Source organism: Rhizobium sp. 2MFCol3.1 (assembly GCF_000377565.1).
GTDB lineage: Bacteria > Pseudomonadota > Alphaproteobacteria > Rhizobiales > Rhizobiaceae > Rhizobium.
Genome location: NZ_KB898360.1, coordinates 95,131 through 108,444, shown reverse-complemented (window position 1 = coordinate 108,444; position 13,314 = coordinate 95,131). Strand labels below are relative to the sequence as shown.

The 13,314-nt window shown below is 62.6% G+C and carries 15 protein-coding genes; 4 read left to right on the top strand and 11 right to left on the bottom strand.

Annotation, left to right across the window (positions count from 1 at the left end; all coding sequences use genetic code 11):
• Positions 1–64 precede the first annotated feature (64 nt).
• Positions 65–1,174, bottom strand: a complete 1,110-nt coding sequence (locus D460_RS33210) for an AraC family transcriptional regulator (protein ID WP_018899714.1) — start codon at positions 1,172–1,174, stop codon at positions 65–67.
• 158 nt (positions 1,175–1,332) lie between these two features.
• Between D460_RS33210 and D460_RS0116665 the strand changes: the two genes are divergently transcribed.
• Positions 1,333–2,040: a hypothetical protein gene (locus tag D460_RS0116665; RefSeq protein ID WP_018899713.1), complete on the top strand. Its 708-nt coding sequence runs from the start codon at positions 1,333–1,335 to the stop codon at positions 2,038–2,040.
• A 29-nt stretch (positions 2,041–2,069) separates the two neighbouring features.
• Here the strand turns inward: D460_RS0116665 and ggt are convergent, their stop codons facing one another.
• The 7 genes from ggt to D460_RS0116630 form a co-directional block, all read right to left on the bottom strand.
• Positions 2,070–3,815 carry a gamma-glutamyltransferase gene (gene ggt / locus D460_RS0116660; protein ID WP_018899712.1) on the bottom strand — a complete coding sequence of 582 codons (1,746 nt, stop codon included), beginning with the start codon at positions 3,813–3,815 and terminating at the stop codon, positions 2,070–2,072.
• Between the two features lie 72 nt (positions 3,816–3,887).
• Positions 3,888–4,976 carry an alpha/beta hydrolase gene (locus D460_RS33205; RefSeq protein WP_018899711.1) on the bottom strand — a complete coding sequence of 363 codons (1,089 nt, stop codon included), beginning with the start codon at positions 4,974–4,976 and terminating at the stop codon, positions 3,888–3,890.
• Between the two features lie 93 nt (positions 4,977–5,069).
• The gene (locus D460_RS0116650) at positions 5,070–5,702 is read right to left on the bottom strand and encodes a hypothetical protein (protein ID WP_018899710.1); all 633 of its coding nucleotides are present in this window, start codon (positions 5,700–5,702) and stop codon (positions 5,070–5,072) included.
• A 107-nt stretch (positions 5,703–5,809) separates the two neighbouring features.
• The gene (ykgO, locus tag D460_RS0116645; RefSeq protein WP_003566454.1) at positions 5,810–5,935 is read right to left on the bottom strand and encodes a type B 50S ribosomal protein L36; all 126 of its coding nucleotides are present in this window, start codon (positions 5,933–5,935) and stop codon (positions 5,810–5,812) included.
• A gap of 177 nt (positions 5,936–6,112) precedes the next feature.
• On the bottom strand, positions 6,113–7,186 hold the full coding sequence (locus D460_RS0116640; protein WP_018899709.1) for a 5-(carboxyamino)imidazole ribonucleotide synthase: 1,074 nt from the start codon (positions 7,184–7,186) through the stop codon (positions 6,113–6,115).
• Positions 7,183–7,677 carry a 5-(carboxyamino)imidazole ribonucleotide mutase gene (gene purE, locus D460_RS0116635; protein WP_018899708.1) on the bottom strand — a complete coding sequence of 165 codons (495 nt, stop codon included), beginning with the start codon at positions 7,675–7,677 and terminating at the stop codon, positions 7,183–7,185. The genes D460_RS0116640 and purE overlap by 4 nt, the downstream gene beginning before the upstream one ends.
• Before the next feature lie 16 nt (positions 7,678–7,693).
• On the bottom strand, positions 7,694–7,897 hold the full coding sequence (locus D460_RS0116630; RefSeq protein ID WP_018899707.1) for a YdcH family protein: 204 nt from the start codon (positions 7,895–7,897) through the stop codon (positions 7,694–7,696).
• Between the two features lie 229 nt (positions 7,898–8,126).
• Between D460_RS0116630 and D460_RS35180 the strand changes: the two genes are divergently transcribed.
• Positions 8,127–8,300 carry a DUF465 domain-containing protein gene (locus D460_RS35180; RefSeq protein WP_018899706.1) on the top strand — a complete coding sequence of 58 codons (174 nt, stop codon included), beginning with the start codon at positions 8,127–8,129 and terminating at the stop codon, positions 8,298–8,300.
• A 156-nt stretch (positions 8,301–8,456) separates the two neighbouring features.
• Here D460_RS35180 and D460_RS0116620 read toward each other — a convergent pair whose 3' ends face one another.
• Complete coding sequence (locus D460_RS0116620; RefSeq protein WP_018899705.1) at positions 8,457–8,717, bottom strand: metalloregulator ArsR/SmtB family transcription factor; 261 nt, start codon at positions 8,715–8,717, stop codon at positions 8,457–8,459.
• Between the two features lie 68 nt (positions 8,718–8,785).
• Positions 8,786–9,550, bottom strand: a complete 765-nt coding sequence (locus tag D460_RS0116615; protein WP_018899704.1) for a sulfite exporter TauE/SafE family protein — start codon at positions 9,548–9,550, stop codon at positions 8,786–8,788.
• Positions 9,551–9,657: 107 nt separating this feature from the next.
• Here D460_RS0116615 and D460_RS0116610 point away from each other — a divergent pair, with 107 nt between their 5' ends.
• Entirely contained in the window at positions 9,658–10,311 is a 654-nt protein-coding gene (locus tag D460_RS0116610; protein ID WP_018899703.1) for a thiamine phosphate synthase, read from the top strand.
• Positions 10,312–10,321: 10 nt separating this feature from the next.
• Positions 10,322–11,404 carry a tetratricopeptide repeat protein gene (locus tag D460_RS0116605; RefSeq protein WP_018899702.1) on the top strand — a complete coding sequence of 361 codons (1,083 nt, stop codon included), beginning with the start codon at positions 10,322–10,324 and terminating at the stop codon, positions 11,402–11,404.
• Between the two features lie 15 nt (positions 11,405–11,419).
• On the opposite strand, the gene D460_RS0116600 is transcribed toward D460_RS0116605, so the two are convergent.
• Positions 11,420–13,156, bottom strand: a complete 1,737-nt coding sequence (locus D460_RS0116600) for a hypothetical protein (RefSeq protein WP_018899701.1) — start codon at positions 13,154–13,156, stop codon at positions 11,420–11,422.
• Positions 13,157–13,314: the final 158 nt, after the last annotated feature.

Sequence of the window (13,314 nt, the reverse complement as noted above, 5' to 3'; positions counted from 1 at the left end):
CTCTTTCGGATGATAATGCCGTCATGAATAGGACGCGGCCTTCGCGTTGTGAACGGCTGCTTTGTCACGGTGACATGAAAAGCGGCTCTTGCGGCGCGAGCAGGAATTCGGGTTCCGGCGCGGGCTTTGGGCTGACCGGCCGGGTCCGGTGGCGCCTGCGGTATTCGGTGGGGCTGGTGGCGGTGACGCGCAGGAATTCGCGGTTGAAATTCGACTTGCTGATGAAGCCGCAGTCGAACATCAGTCGGGTCACGGGCTCATAGGTTGTTTCGAGCATCCGGCAGGCGGCGCGGATGCGGAAGTCGTTGACATATTGGGAGACGCTCGCCCCGTGCACGCGGTTGACCGCGATCGATACGCGGCGGGCGGGCAGGTTCATCCGGCGAGCGATGCGGCCGAGGTTGAGCTCGGGGTCGCGGTAGAGTTCGCGCGATTGCATGAGCTCGTCCAGAGCCCTGGCGATGGCGCTGTCTTCCTCCGTCGGGCCGGATGCGGGTGCCGGTGGCTGTGGCTGGGGCTGTGGCAATGACGCGGGTTCGGTGGTCTGGCTGCTGCTGGCGATGGCGGCGGCGGTGCCGAGTGCCAGCAGCGAGATGACATTGCCGATCGCGACCACGGCGCCGGCATGAGCGCCGCCGGTTCTATAGAAATCGAAACTGATGACGATATCGGCGGTGGCGGAGGCGAGGAGTGCCGCAGCGGTGATCAGCAGCGAGCGGTAGGACAAGAGCGCGCCGTCGAGGCGCGAGGAGACAAGGCCATCGGGGCCGTGGCGGGCGAGCCAAAAGAGGGCTGCGCCATAGGTCGTAAAGGTGGCGGTGATGAAAATGCCGACGGGGCCACGCCAGAAGATCATCAGCGCGAGGACGATGACGGCTGGCAGGAGATGCGGCGTAAGGCGCAGCCAGGAGAGGGTGTTGTCGCGCGCGAGGTTGCTGAAGCTGATCCAGGCGAAGGCGGCAATCAGGGCGGCAAGTACCGCCTGGCCGGGCATCAGGGCGATGATGTCATAGCCCCAGCGCAGGCCGAGCAGCACCGATTGCAGCGCGTAGAGCCCGATCAGGATCAGGAAGGGACGCCGCTCGGGCGCCAGTCCATCGCTTTGCCTGACCATGCGGACAAGCAGGATCGCGAGCAGCAGTGTGACGACGAAGGGCAGCGGCACGAAGATCATGGGTGCGGATCCAGCAACAGAAGAGCGATATGAGCACGACAATGACCTCGATCGCAATCGCGGGCGACCCGGATCGCGATCGAGGTCTCGATTTCCTGTGTTCTCAGCGACCTTGGATCCGCCGCTCGATGGGAGCGGTGTCACGCAAGGAGACTGCCATGATGATCATCATAACGATACCTCTGCTCCTGTTCACGCTGGTTTCAAGCTATGCCGATGGCTGGCGGACGGGAGAGACGATCGACGTCTCGTCGATCCGCTCGATCGTGATAACAGGCGACGCCAGCTCGATCCGGATCAGCGCGAATTCAGATGAGCCCTATCGGGCCGAGACGCGCGGTCGGCGCGACGGCTGGTTCAGCCGCTGGTATTCAAGCTGGTTCTTCAGCGGTTGCGAGGACCAGAGCCGGATGGTGATCGATGGCACCACGCTGTCGATCGCGGTCGCCTCGACGAAGTGGTTCGATCTCTCCGATTGCTCACCCGAAGTCGTCGCCAATATTCCGCCGGGCGGGTCGATTGAGGTCAACCAGCAGGCCGTGATGGCTCGGTTCGACGGCGAGTTTGCGAAGCTCGGCCTGTCGAGCAAGGCCGCCGACGTGACCTTGCTGGGGCATGCCTCGAACGTCGCCATCGATAGTGCGGCGCTCAGGGCGCATCTGACTTACGACAAGCTCAACGCCGATGAGACGATCGACGTGAAGGCGCATTCGGTGGACAGCTATCTCGACTTCGGCAAGGACGTGCCTGTCGATTACACCGTCACGGCCAAGGCGTCGCTGATCGATAGCCCCCGGCCGAGTGTGGTCGGTGCAAAGCCCGTGGTCACCATCAAGGCGGAATACGCGCATACGACGATCCGCTGAGGGGCCTGGAGCCTTCCTGCTGCGATTGCCTAATAGCCGCCGGCCGAGCCCTCGGTCGAGCGGCTGTCCATGGCGCCGTTGTAGCGGGCGCCGCCGCCTTTCTCTATATCTTTCAGGCTCTTGCCGCCGACGAGGATGCCGGCGGCCTGGCCCCAGACGGGCGTGCCGCTGCCGTCGTCCATGGTGTGACCCATCGCGATCAGCGCGCGGATCGTGTCGGGCGAGAGCGCGTAAGGCTCGAAATAGATCTTGTCGGGCTGCCACTGGTGGTGGATGCGCGGGGCGTTGACGGCCTGGCTGATGTCCATGCCGAAATCGACGACATTCAGAATGGCTTCCAGCGTAATCGTGATGATGCGCGAGCCGCCGGGGCTGCCGATCACCATGAAGGGCTTGCCGTCCTTGATGACGATGGTGGGGCTCATCGACGAGAGCGGGGTCTTCTTCGGCGCGATGGCGTTGGCTTCGCCCTGGACGAGGCCGTAGAGATTGGGGACGCCGGGCTTGGAGGTGAAGTCGTCCATCTCGTTGTTGAGAAGGATGCCGGTGCCTGGTGCCACGACGCCGGCGCCGAAATTGCCGTTCAGCGTGTAGGTAACGGCGACCGCATTGCCCTCGTCGTCGATGATCGAATAATGCGTGGTCTCGGTGCTTTCCTTGGCGCCGAGCGGCTTCAGGTCGGCCGATGTGCCTGATTTGTTGATGTCGATCTTGGCGCGGATAGCCTTGGCATAGCTCTTGTCGAGAAGGGTGGTGACCGGGTTGTCGACGAAATCGGGATCACCGAGGGCGGCGTTGCGGTCGACATAGGCGTAGCGCATGGCCTCGGTCATGAGGTGAACGGTCTCGGCCGAGCCATAGCCGAGGAAGGAGAGCGGATAGCCTTCCAGGATGTTCAGGATCTCGCAGATGATGACGCCGCCGGAGGAGGGCGGGGGCGAGGAGATGATGTCATAGCCGCGATAGCTGCATTCCACCGGCTTCAGTTCGCGCACCTGATATTGCTCGAAGTCCTCTTTGGCGAGAATGCCGCCCTTGGCCTGGCTGGCCTTGACGATCGCATCCGCCGGCATGCTCTTATAGAAGGCGTCGGTGCCCTTGTCGGATATGCTCGACAGCACGGAGGCCAGTTCCGGCTGCACCAGCTTTTCGCCCGAGGTGAAGAGCTTGCCGTCGGGCTTGAGGAAGATCTTTTTGGCTGCCTCGTCCTTGGCCAGCCGCTTGGCGCTGTTCTCGATCGAGGCGACGTCGCCCTGTTCGAGCGTAAAGCCATCCTTGGCGTAGCGGATGGCGGGGGCAAGGAGATCCTGGCGCGACTTGGTGCCGTATTTCTCGCGGGCGGTCTCGAAGCCCATGACGGAGCCCGGCACGCCAACGGCCAGATAGCCATCGAGGCTGGCGCGGGGGACGATATCGCCCTTGGCGTCGAGATACATGGTCTTGGTGGCGGCGAGCGGCGCGCGTTCGCGGAAATCGAGGAAGCTGGTCTTGCCGTCCTTCATGCGGATGGTCATGAAACCGCCGCCGCCGATATTGCCGGCGGTCGGATAGACCACGGCGAGCGCATAGCCGACTGCGACCGCCGCATCCACGGCATTGCCGCCGTTCTTCAGCACCTCGACGCCGACATCGGTCGCCAGATGCTGGGCGGTGACGACCATCCCATGCTCAGCCTCGACCGGCGCGGGTGAGGCGGCAAGTGCCGGTGCGATTGGCGCCAGCGTCAGCGACAGGGCAGCGATGAGGGCTGCGGATTTCGTGGGAAGGCGGTCCATGATGTTCCCCTCGTTGGACTGACATGGGGAACATATGGGGTTGCTGGCGTGGCAGGCAATGCGCGGCGGGCGCTATGTGGTGCCCTGCAGGTCCGGGGTGGCGGCAGGCTTTGGCGCCGAGGTCGGCTGCGGGGTGGACGGCAATTTGGCTTCTGGCGCTGGCGGTGTGGTCGCGGCCAGCCTTGCCTCGGCGATCCGCGCGGCGGCCTGCAGGTCGCGGTCGTAGCCTGACATCTTCTCTATTGCCGCGATGGCGACGTCGGTGGCGAGGTAGTCGGGCTTGTGGCCGACGCCCTTGATCTTGACCAGTTCGGAGCCGGCGATGTCGCGGGCAAGGCCCTGCGAGTGCAGGTGCTCCCAAACGATGTCGTCGCTATCGCCAGTGATGATGACGGTAGGCGCCGATATCTTGGTATAGAGATGCGACTGCGTCTTGAAGTAATCGAGCAGGCGTACGAAGTCGGCGGCGTTGTTGTGGAAGGTGGCGGGGCGCAGCACCAGCGAGGGGCCGGTTTTCAGGATGTAATCGTCCGGCCGTGGATTGGGGCGGAAGACGTTGAGAGTGCCGCGTTCAAGGCGCCGGAGGCCAAGCGGCACGACGAGGGCGTGGTTGAAGAGCCAGCCGATCACCGGGGCCGTCGAGACGTGATAGTACCAGTCGATGCCGCCGGGCCACGGATGCGTGGCGGGCGCCAGGAAGAGCAGGCCGGCCGTCTTTTCCGGATGCCGCACGCCGAATGCGGCGGCGATGGCGCCGCCGAAGGAATGGCCGACGATGATTGCCTTTTCTATGCCGCGCTTTTCCATAAGCGCCGCGATGGCATCCGCTTGGCCTGAGGGCAGGGCGTTATCCGGTCCGCCGCGTTCGGAATAGCCGTGGCCGGGGCGATCGACGAAGAGCATTTCGGCACGGCCACGCAAGGGCTCCAGAAAGGCGCCGATCTGGTCGAGCAGGTTGCCGCTGGCGCCATGGATGAAGACGAGCGCCGGCAGGTCGGCGGTTTCGGGGCGCTCGATGTGGACGGCGTTCATGCGGTAGCCGCCAATGTCGGTCAGCTCGCCAATGTTGGGATAGGCCTGCTCGAACTGGCGGGCCTTATAGGAGGAGTAGCCGATTGCTGCGGCTAGAGGGGCGAGAAGGGCGGAGAAGAGGGTAAGCATGGTGCGACCTGCGGCAGGGACTAACGGACCATACGTTAGATTGGCTCGCGCGGTTCACCTTCAAGAGGTCAGAGGTCGCGCTATGACGTTACGTCAGGTGCGGCTGCCGGCGAGCTTTTCGGAGAGCGTGTTCAGCTGTTCCTGCGCATTGCGGTTGGCGGGGTAGATTTCGAGGAAACGTTCCCATGCCTTCAGCGCCAACTGGTCGTTGCCGCTGTCACCAAGAATGGACGCCATGCCGGCAAGCGCGCCGAAATGGCGCGGCTCGATGTCCAGCACATGTTCGATATCGGACATCGACTTGCGCATCGCGCCGTTGGTGTAGTTCAGCGTGGCGCGGCGGTTCCAGCTCTCGGAGTAGCCGGGCTTCAGCGCGATCGCCTGGTCGAGGAAATCGAGTGCGGCGCTATTGCGCTTCTCCTCGATCGCCTTGTCGGCCCATTGCATCAACAGGTTGACGGTGGCGCTGCCCGAATCGTTCCATTCGGCGCGGATCTCGTTGGCGATGTTATCGGCCTTGTCGGCGTCGCGCTCGCGCTTCAGTGCTGCGAAAAGCTGATCGAGATGTTCTTTGGGCGAGAGGTTCGCGGCCTGCTGCTCGACGATCTTTTCCTTGTCCCGCGCGGGTGCGGGTTCCTGCGCATGGGCAGGCAAGGCAACTGAGAGCAGGGCGAGGGAGAGCGGCAGTGCCGCGCAGGTCATGGCCAAAAAACGCATGGCGGGCATAATAGCCCGCCAACGCGAAAGATCAAAACACTTTAACGGGATCACAAAAAGGACCCTTCCGGACAGGCTCAGGCGCGCAAACGCTGCCGAGCCATCCGGCCAGCAAATCAGCCCTGACGAGCCTTGAAGCGTGGGTTCAGCTTGTTGATGATGTAGATGCGGCCCTTGCGGCGAACCAGGCGGTTGTCACGGTGACGAGCCTTGAGCGACTTGAGCGAATTCTTGATCTTCATTGTTTTGATCCGCGATGTTGGGGGGAATTCACATTCGCCCGTATCTATTACATTCAAAAGCGCGCTCAGGGCGCGCTCTTCAGGTTGGGCGTGCAGATAACCCGGCCTCTTGTCTGTGTCAACCACGTGAAGGTGTTTTTCCCGTGGCAGTGGCCGGTTTTGTCAGGGGAAAACCCCTTATTTGCCCGCCCGTGCGCTGGCAAGTGTGGTGACGTGACCCATCTTGCGGCCGGGTCTCGATTCCGTCTTTCCATAGAGGTGAACCAGCGTGTCGCGCCGCTTTAGCCAGTCCGGAAGATCAAGGATATCGTCGCCGATCAGGTTCTGCATCACGCAGTCGGAGTGGCGATCGGCATTGCCGAGCGGCAGGCCTGCGACGGCGCGAATGTGCTGCTCGAACTGCGAGATCACGCAGGCTGCTTCCGTCCAGTGGCCGGAATTGTGCACGCGCGGCGCCATCTCGTTTGCGATCAGGCTGCCGTCGGCGAGCGCGAAGAACTCGATGCCGATGACGCCGACATAGCCGAGTGTCGTCAGGATCTTCTCTGCAGCCTCGCGCGCGGCTGCTGCCGTGGCGTCGGTGATTGATGCCGGGACGGTCGATGTGTGCAGGATGCCGTTGCGGTGCACGTTTTCGGCCGGGTCGTAGCAGGCGACGCTGCCATCGGTGGCGCGGGCGGCGATGACCGAGATCTCGCGCTCGAAAGCCACGAAGCTCTCGAGGATCAGCGGCACGCTGCCGAGCTCGGCAAAGGCGCCATCGGCGCTATCGGCGGCTGAACGGAAGACTTTCTGTCCCTTGCCGTCGTAACCGAGCCGGCGCGTCTTCAAGACACCCTGGCCGCCGAAATCGGCGAGGGCGGCTTCGAGGTCGGCCTGGCTGTCGACGGCGTGGAACCGCGCTGTCGGAATGCCGCAATCATTGATGAAGCGCTTTTCGACGAGACGGTCCTGGGCGGCTTCCAGCGCTTTCGGCGGCGGATAGACCGGCACGGTCTGCGCCAACGCTTCGGCTGCGGAGACGGGGACGTTCTCGAATTCGTAGGTGACAACGTCGCAGACGGTCGCCAGCTCCTCGAGTGCGGCGGGATCGTCATAGGCGGCGACGATCTGCCGGTTGGCGACCTGCGCTGCCGGGCAATCGGCCTGCGGCTCGAGAATGATGGTGCGGAAGTTCAGGCGGGCGGCAGCCATGGCCAGCATGCGGCCAAGCTGGCCGCCGCCGATGATGCCGATCGTTGTCATGCTCATAGGTCGTCCATCGGGTATTCGGCGATCGCCGCACTTTGGCTCTCGCGCCATTCGTCAAGCCGGTCGGCAAGGTCTTCGTCCGACAGCGCCAGAACCGCTGCGGCCAGAAGTGCCGCGTTGATGGCGCCGGCCTTGCCGATCGCCAGTGTTCCAACCGGGATGCCGCCGGGCATCTGCACGATCGACAGCAGGCTGTCCTGGCCGGACATCGTTTTCGACTGCACGGGAACGCCGAAGACTGGAAGCGGGGTCATCGCGGCGGTCATGCCGGGAAGATGGGCAGCGCCACCGGCGCCGGCGATGATGACCTTGAAGCCTTCCGACTTGGCGCCTTTTGCGAACTCGACCATGCGATCGGGCGTGCGATGTGCCGATATGATGCGCGCGTCATAAGGGATCTCGAGCGCCTCCAGCGTATCGGCGGCGTTCTTCATGGTCTCCCAATCGGACTGGCTTCCCATGATGATGGCAACGGTCGGTCTGTCTGTCATCGTCACGACACTTCCTTCAAGCGATGATGTCAGGAATGATCTGGTCTTCGAGCTTCGACAGCTTGTCCTTGATAACAAGCTTCTTTTTCTTCATGCGCTGAACGCGCAGCGCATCGCAGCCAGTCGCGATCATGGCGTTGATGGCGACATCGTAGTCCTCATGCTCCTGGCGCAGGCGCGCCACCATGAGCCTGACTTCCGCCTGTTCCTGATCCGGCATACGCATTCCCCATGATCGTCTTCAGACCTTCTCCGGTCTGTCGCTAATTTTTGCAAGCTCCTATCACCAAATAGCGGTAACGGCTAGTTAGTCTCGATCATGAATTTGCCACGCTCTCTCCTTGTTTTCGCCTTCGACAAGCCTTCAAAAATGTGTCACAGTTTGAGGGTTGACGCCTTGGATCTCCGGCGGTGTTGGCTGGAGAAAGGCTAGAGGAAGGAAGGGTCATATGACTGTTCAAGCTCATCTTGAATCACTCCAGAAGAAGCATGGCGCTCTCGAAGACGAGCTCCATTCACTGATGGCATCCCCCTCCAGAGACGACCGTGAGGTTGCCGAGTGCAAGCGCAGGAAGCTGCGCATCAAAGACGAGATTGAGCGTCTCAAATCATCCGTACACTAAGCAGGATAGAACGTTACAGGGCGTGGTCGATGCGATTCAAAGGGTAAATATCGCAATATAACCAGTTGTTTAGTAGTCTGTCGCGTCCGTTGGAATGTTCCTGCGCGTCGGTTGCCGAAAAGGTCGCAGCCGGCGCGTTTTCATGTCCTGATGGCATTATGCCCAGAACTGATCCAGCCAGAGATTGAGCCTGTCGAAGCCGCGATTGTTGACCGCGTAGATGCGCTTCGTGCCATCGGCGGTGACCGAGACGAGGTCGCAATCGAGCAGGGCCTTGAGGTGCTGCGAGACGGCCGGACGACTGATCGGAAGGCCTTCGGCGAGCTCGTTGACGGTGCGCGGCGAGCGCCGCAACTCCTCCAGCAGGAAGCGCCGGTGAGGGTCGGCAATCGCAGTGAAAGGGTCCACGTTCGACATGGCGAAAAGCTACGTCAATCGGAGAATTAGGGCAAGCGAATTGTGCGCCGCAACAAGGCCCTTAAGGCCTAAAATCCAAGGCCTTCGCGGGCAATCAGGACGGCTGCGATCAGCGCCATCGCATACATGAACGGATAGAATATTTTCGGCTGCATGCGCTTCACGCACCAGGCGCCGGCGATGGTGGCGAGCGGCGCGAACGGGAGCAGCGTGGCGGAGGCGGCGAGGTTCTGGGTGTCGAGCTGGCCGAGCGCGAAATAGGGGATAAGCTTGACGGCATTGAGGATCGCGAAGAAGCGGGCGCTGGTGCCGGTATATTCGCGCGGCGGCATCTGCAACGGCAGCACGTAGATCTGGAACGGTGCGCCGCCGGCGTGTGCGACGAAGCTGCCGTAACCGGAAAAGGTGCCCCAGAGCGTGGCACGGACCGGCCGCTGGCCGTGCGGGGGCACGATCTTTCCTCTGCCGGGGCCGAAGTTGTTCCAGAAATAGCGCAGGCAAAAGAGGATGGTGACGACGCCGATGACGACGCGCAAGACGCTGCCGGGAACCATTGCTGAGGTCGCCCAGCCAAGCGCGATGCCGGCCAGCGCGCCGGGAAGCATGATCCTCAGCGTCGCCCAATCGCCATGCTTGCGCCAGATGACGAGGGAGATCATGTCCATGAAGATCAGGATCGGCAGCAGGATGGCGGCGGCCTGCACGGGGGAGACGACGAGAGCCAGAAAAGGCAATCCAATCAGCGACAAGGCGTCGCCCATACCGCCCTTCGCGAGGCCGACCAGAATGACGGCGGGAATGGCGGCGTAGTAAAATGACACGTCCATCGGCATGCTTTTGAAGTCCTCCCCTTGCCAGCCCGGTCTAACGGAATTACTCACACAAAACGAGTGCGGATCGGCCGGCAGATGGCGAAATCCGCTGGAAATGGAAAGAGTTCATGAGCGAACCTGAAAACCGCTGCCGCCTGGTGCTGATCGTGCCCGATATCGCCGATGCCGATGAGCAGGCGAAAATCGTCGGTGATGCGCTGAAGGGCGGCGATGTCGCATCGATCATCCTGCCGCAATATGGGCTTGGTGACGGTGAGTTTCAGAAGCACGCCGAAAAGATCGTGCCGCTGGCGCAAAACGCGGGTGCTGCGGCGCTGCTTGCCGGCGACAGCCGTGTCGTCGGCCGCACCAAGGCGGATGGCCTGCATATCACTGGCGGTGCGGCGGAGATTTCCGAGGCGGTCGAGAAATATGCCGACAAGCTGATCGTCGGCGGCGGCAATGCGGCCGACCGACATCATGCGCTTGAGATCGGCGAGGAGCGCCCCGAATATGTTTTCTTCGGCAAGCTCGAAGGCGACATCAAGCCGGAGGCGCATCCGAAGAATCTGGCGCTTGCCGAATGGTGGGCTTCGATGATCGAGATCCCGTGCATCGTCATGGGCGGCACCGATCCGGCCTCGGCGCTTGCCGTTGCCGAGAGCGGCGCTGAATTCGTGGCCATGCGTCTTGCCGTTTTCGGCGAGCCGGCGCGCGCCGCCTTGGTGGTTGCCGAAATCAACGCACTTCTTGACGAAAAAGCGCCACGGTTTGAGGGTTGATATCGCCCTCATGCCCATGCTGACACGCCATTTGCGCCTTTCTCTTCTTGCCGCCGCCACATGTGTGGCGGTTTTCGCGCATGGCGCATCGGCCCAGCAGGTCGACAATATGGTCACGCGACCGCTCACCGGCGCGCCTGAGACGCTGAAATCCGGCCGTGCGCAGCCGGACGGGGTAACACCGTCCACCGGTGTCGGCGTGTTCGACCGCATGGGTGCGAAGCTCCCTGATCTGCCGGCCGAGAAGGACTATCACGGCAAGGTCGACGATGCCTACGGCGCCTATCAGCGCGGTTATTACCTGACGGCGATGGGGATTGCGCTGCCGCGCGCGCAGCTCGGCGATCCGGCGGCGCAGACGCTGATGGGCGAGCTGCTGGCCGATGGTCTCGGCGTCAAGCGCGACGCCAAGGGTGCTGCCTTCTGGTACGGAAAGGCGGCCGAGGGCGGTGATCCGGCGGCGATGTTCAAATACGCGCTCATCCTGATGGAAGGCCGCATCGTCAAGCGCGACAAGACGCTTGCCGACACCTACATGCGCAAGGCGGCGGAAGCCGGCAATGCATCGGCCGAGTTCAACTGGGGGCAGATCCTCGTTGCCGACAATCCCGGCGACAAGGGTCTGAAGCTGGCGCTGCCGTTCTACGAAAAATCAGCCGAGAAGGGCGTCGCCGACGCCCAATACGCGGTGGCCGAGATCTACTCGTCGCTGCCCGACCTTCCTCCCGAAAAGAAGCAGCTTGCCCGCGAATGGATGGCGCGCGCCGCACATGCCGGTTTCGACACCGCGCAACTCGATCTCGGCGTCTGGTTCGTCAATGGGACCAATGGGCCACGCGATTTCGAAAAGGGCTTCCAGTGGCTGAGGATCGCGGCCAATGACGGCAACGTGGTTGCGCAGAACAAGCTGGCGCATCTCTATATCAACGCGCTCGGCACGAAGCCGGATCCTGTCGAGGCTGCCAAGTGGTATGTGCTCTCGCGCCGTGCCGGTCTGCCCGACCCGGCGCTCGAGGATTTCTACCTCGGTATCGAGGAAGAGCAGCAGAAGGCGGGGATCGAAGCCGCCAACAAGTTCCGCCGCCTGCGCTGACCGCGCTCTAACGTTTTAGAAGAGCGCGTCCTCGAACAGGTCTTCGTCGCTGGACGCAGCGCTAGCCGGCTCTGGCTCTACTGCTGCCGTCTCTTCAACCGCTGCGATGATGTCGCGGTGGACGTTGCGCTCCTGCACCATCGTATACAGCTTGAAGATCTTGCGATCGAGCGGGGCGATGGCTTCGGCCAAGTCCGAGATATCGGCGATCTCGGCGCCGGCTGCATCTTCCAGCGCATCGGCGCAGCCTGCCAACACATCGCCGAGGTCCTTCTGGAAATCCAGCGTGCCGATCAAGAGGTTGATCTTGCCGGCGACCTCGCGGCCGTGTTCGGAGAGCGTCTTCAGCTCTGCTTCCATCGTATCGGCGGCGGTGCGGATATCGGCGACGGCGGTCGTCAGGTTCTCGGCGAGGCCGCCTGATGCCGTCTCGCTTGATGGGGCCACGCGACCGGCGGCTTCCTCCAGCGCAGGCAGGCCGCTGACGATGGCGTCGGCGCTGTCATCCAGCTTGCCGGCGAAGATGCGCAGCTCGGCGGTGACGACGTTGATCGACTTGCCTGCCTCGCCAAGACGGCTGCAGCGGAGATTGGTGTTCAGCGCCATGTAATGGATGTCTGTCTTCACCGCCTTGATGTTGCCGATCGCTTCCAGAAGCTTGGCGGTGGTGTCGCGCGTCGACTGGCTGACCTGATCGGCCTTGAGGGTGACGGCGTCGACCTGCTTGACGATCTCATGGGCGGCCGAGACGCTGGATTCGAGCGCGCGGATGAAGTTGCCCTGGCCGCCGCCGCTCATCTGGTCGCGCAGCCGCAAGATTTCCTGCGTGTCGTGGCCGAAGCTGGCGATCGTCTTCACGACGTTCTGGGAATCGCGGTGAAAATCGCGGCACATCTCGTTCATCTGCGCCGCCGTCAGATGCTGGATGACGTTTTGCAGGCGTGCGCGGGCGTCGGCGTTCAGGCTGCGGCCGTCTTCGCTGTCGAGGAATTCGTCCAGCAGCGTAAACGTGCTCTGCACATGCTCGATGCGCTGGCGGGTGATGTCGCCGATCTGCAGCGCCGACAGGGTCGAGGCGACCTTGCTCTGCACGCCTCTGGCGACCGCGCCGACGTCGCGGGCAATGGCACTCAAGTTCTGGCGGTGCTCGGCGATCTTGCGGGCATCGCCATCAAGGGCGCTCGCCACGGCCGGAACCGTGTCGGCGTAGCTCTTGGAAACGTCGGTGCCGAAGGTCAGCGCGAGCTTGACTTCCTTTTCCAGTTCCTCGATCCGGCCGGCGAAGCGATTGACCTCATCGGTGCCGGAATAGATGCGCTCGAGAATTTCCTGCGCGAAGCCCGCGAACTCGGCAAGGCCGGCGCCGGTGATCTTCACGGTGACGGCGAAGGTGCGCAGGTAGCGCATGGTTTCCTGCATGTCCGAGACGTGCCGGCGCAGCGAATATCCGGTCTCGGCGAGCGACGAGAGCGCGTCGCGGCGCGACTTTTCGGCGGTCGGGAGATCGCTGAGGCTCTTGACCGTGGAGCGCAGTTCCGCACCTGCATCACCATTCTCGCCGGCATCAAGCGCCTTGGTGATGTTGTCGAGCGAGCTCAACAATCGGTTGAGGACGTCCATGACCGAAAGCAGGACGGTGCCGCCTTCGAGAAAGCGCTCCTCGACCTTGCTGCGCGCCGCTTCCAGTGTTTGGCTGATGGCTGATCCAGATGCCTGGAATGCAGTCGCCGCCGATGTCGCCCCGTTCGTCATTTTATTGTCCTTTACTTAAAACCTCAGCAAGGTTCGGGACTATTTTTACGGGCATCATGGAAACGGCGAGTAAACACGCCAGACTCGTCAACGTTGTGCTTAACATAGCGTGAATTGCATGGCCCGAATTGCGTTCGGTTCCGCTAAATTTCCATAAC

Coding starts and splice junctions, on each gene's coding strand:
- D460_RS0116615 (WP_018899704.1), bottom strand. CDS start 9,550: ATGCCGATGGACGTGTCATTTTACTACGCCGCCATTCCCGCCGTCATT.
- D460_RS0116610 (WP_018899703.1), top strand. CDS start 9,658: ATGAGCGAACCTGAAAACCGCTGCCGCCTGGTGCTGATCGTGCCCGAT.
- ggt (WP_018899712.1), bottom strand. CDS start 3,815: ATGGACCGCCTTCCCACGAAATCCGCAGCCCTCATCGCTGCCCTGTCG.
- D460_RS0116650 (WP_018899710.1), bottom strand. CDS start 5,702: ATGCCCGCCATGCGTTTTTTGGCCATGACCTGCGCGGCACTGCCGCTC.
- D460_RS0116630 (WP_018899707.1), bottom strand. CDS start 7,897: ATGCCGGATCAGGAACAGGCGGAAGTCAGGCTCATGGTGGCGCGCCTG.
- D460_RS0116620 (WP_018899705.1), bottom strand. CDS start 8,717: ATGTCGAACGTGGACCCTTTCACTGCGATTGCCGACCCTCACCGGCGC.
- D460_RS0116665 (WP_018899713.1), top strand. CDS start 1,333: ATGATGATCATCATAACGATACCTCTGCTCCTGTTCACGCTGGTTTCA.
- purE (WP_018899708.1), bottom strand. CDS start 7,677: ATGACAGACAGACCGACCGTTGCCATCATCATGGGAAGCCAGTCCGAT.
- D460_RS0116640 (WP_018899709.1), bottom strand. CDS start 7,186: ATGAGCATGACAACGATCGGCATCATCGGCGGCGGCCAGCTTGGCCGC.
- D460_RS0116600 (WP_018899701.1), bottom strand. CDS start 13,156: ATGACGAACGGGGCGACATCGGCGGCGACTGCATTCCAGGCATCTGGA.
- D460_RS0116605 (WP_018899702.1), top strand. CDS start 10,322: ATGCCCATGCTGACACGCCATTTGCGCCTTTCTCTTCTTGCCGCCGCC.
- D460_RS33205 (WP_018899711.1), bottom strand. CDS start 4,976: ATGCTTACCCTCTTCTCCGCCCTTCTCGCCCCTCTAGCCGCAGCAATC.
- ykgO (WP_003566454.1), bottom strand. CDS start 5,935: ATGAAGATCAAGAATTCGCTCAAGTCGCTCAAGGCTCGTCACCGTGAC.
- D460_RS35180 (WP_018899706.1), top strand. CDS start 8,127: ATGACTGTTCAAGCTCATCTTGAATCACTCCAGAAGAAGCATGGCGCT.
- D460_RS33210 (WP_018899714.1), bottom strand. CDS start 1,174: ATGATCTTCGTGCCGCTGCCCTTCGTCGTCACACTGCTGCTCGCGATC.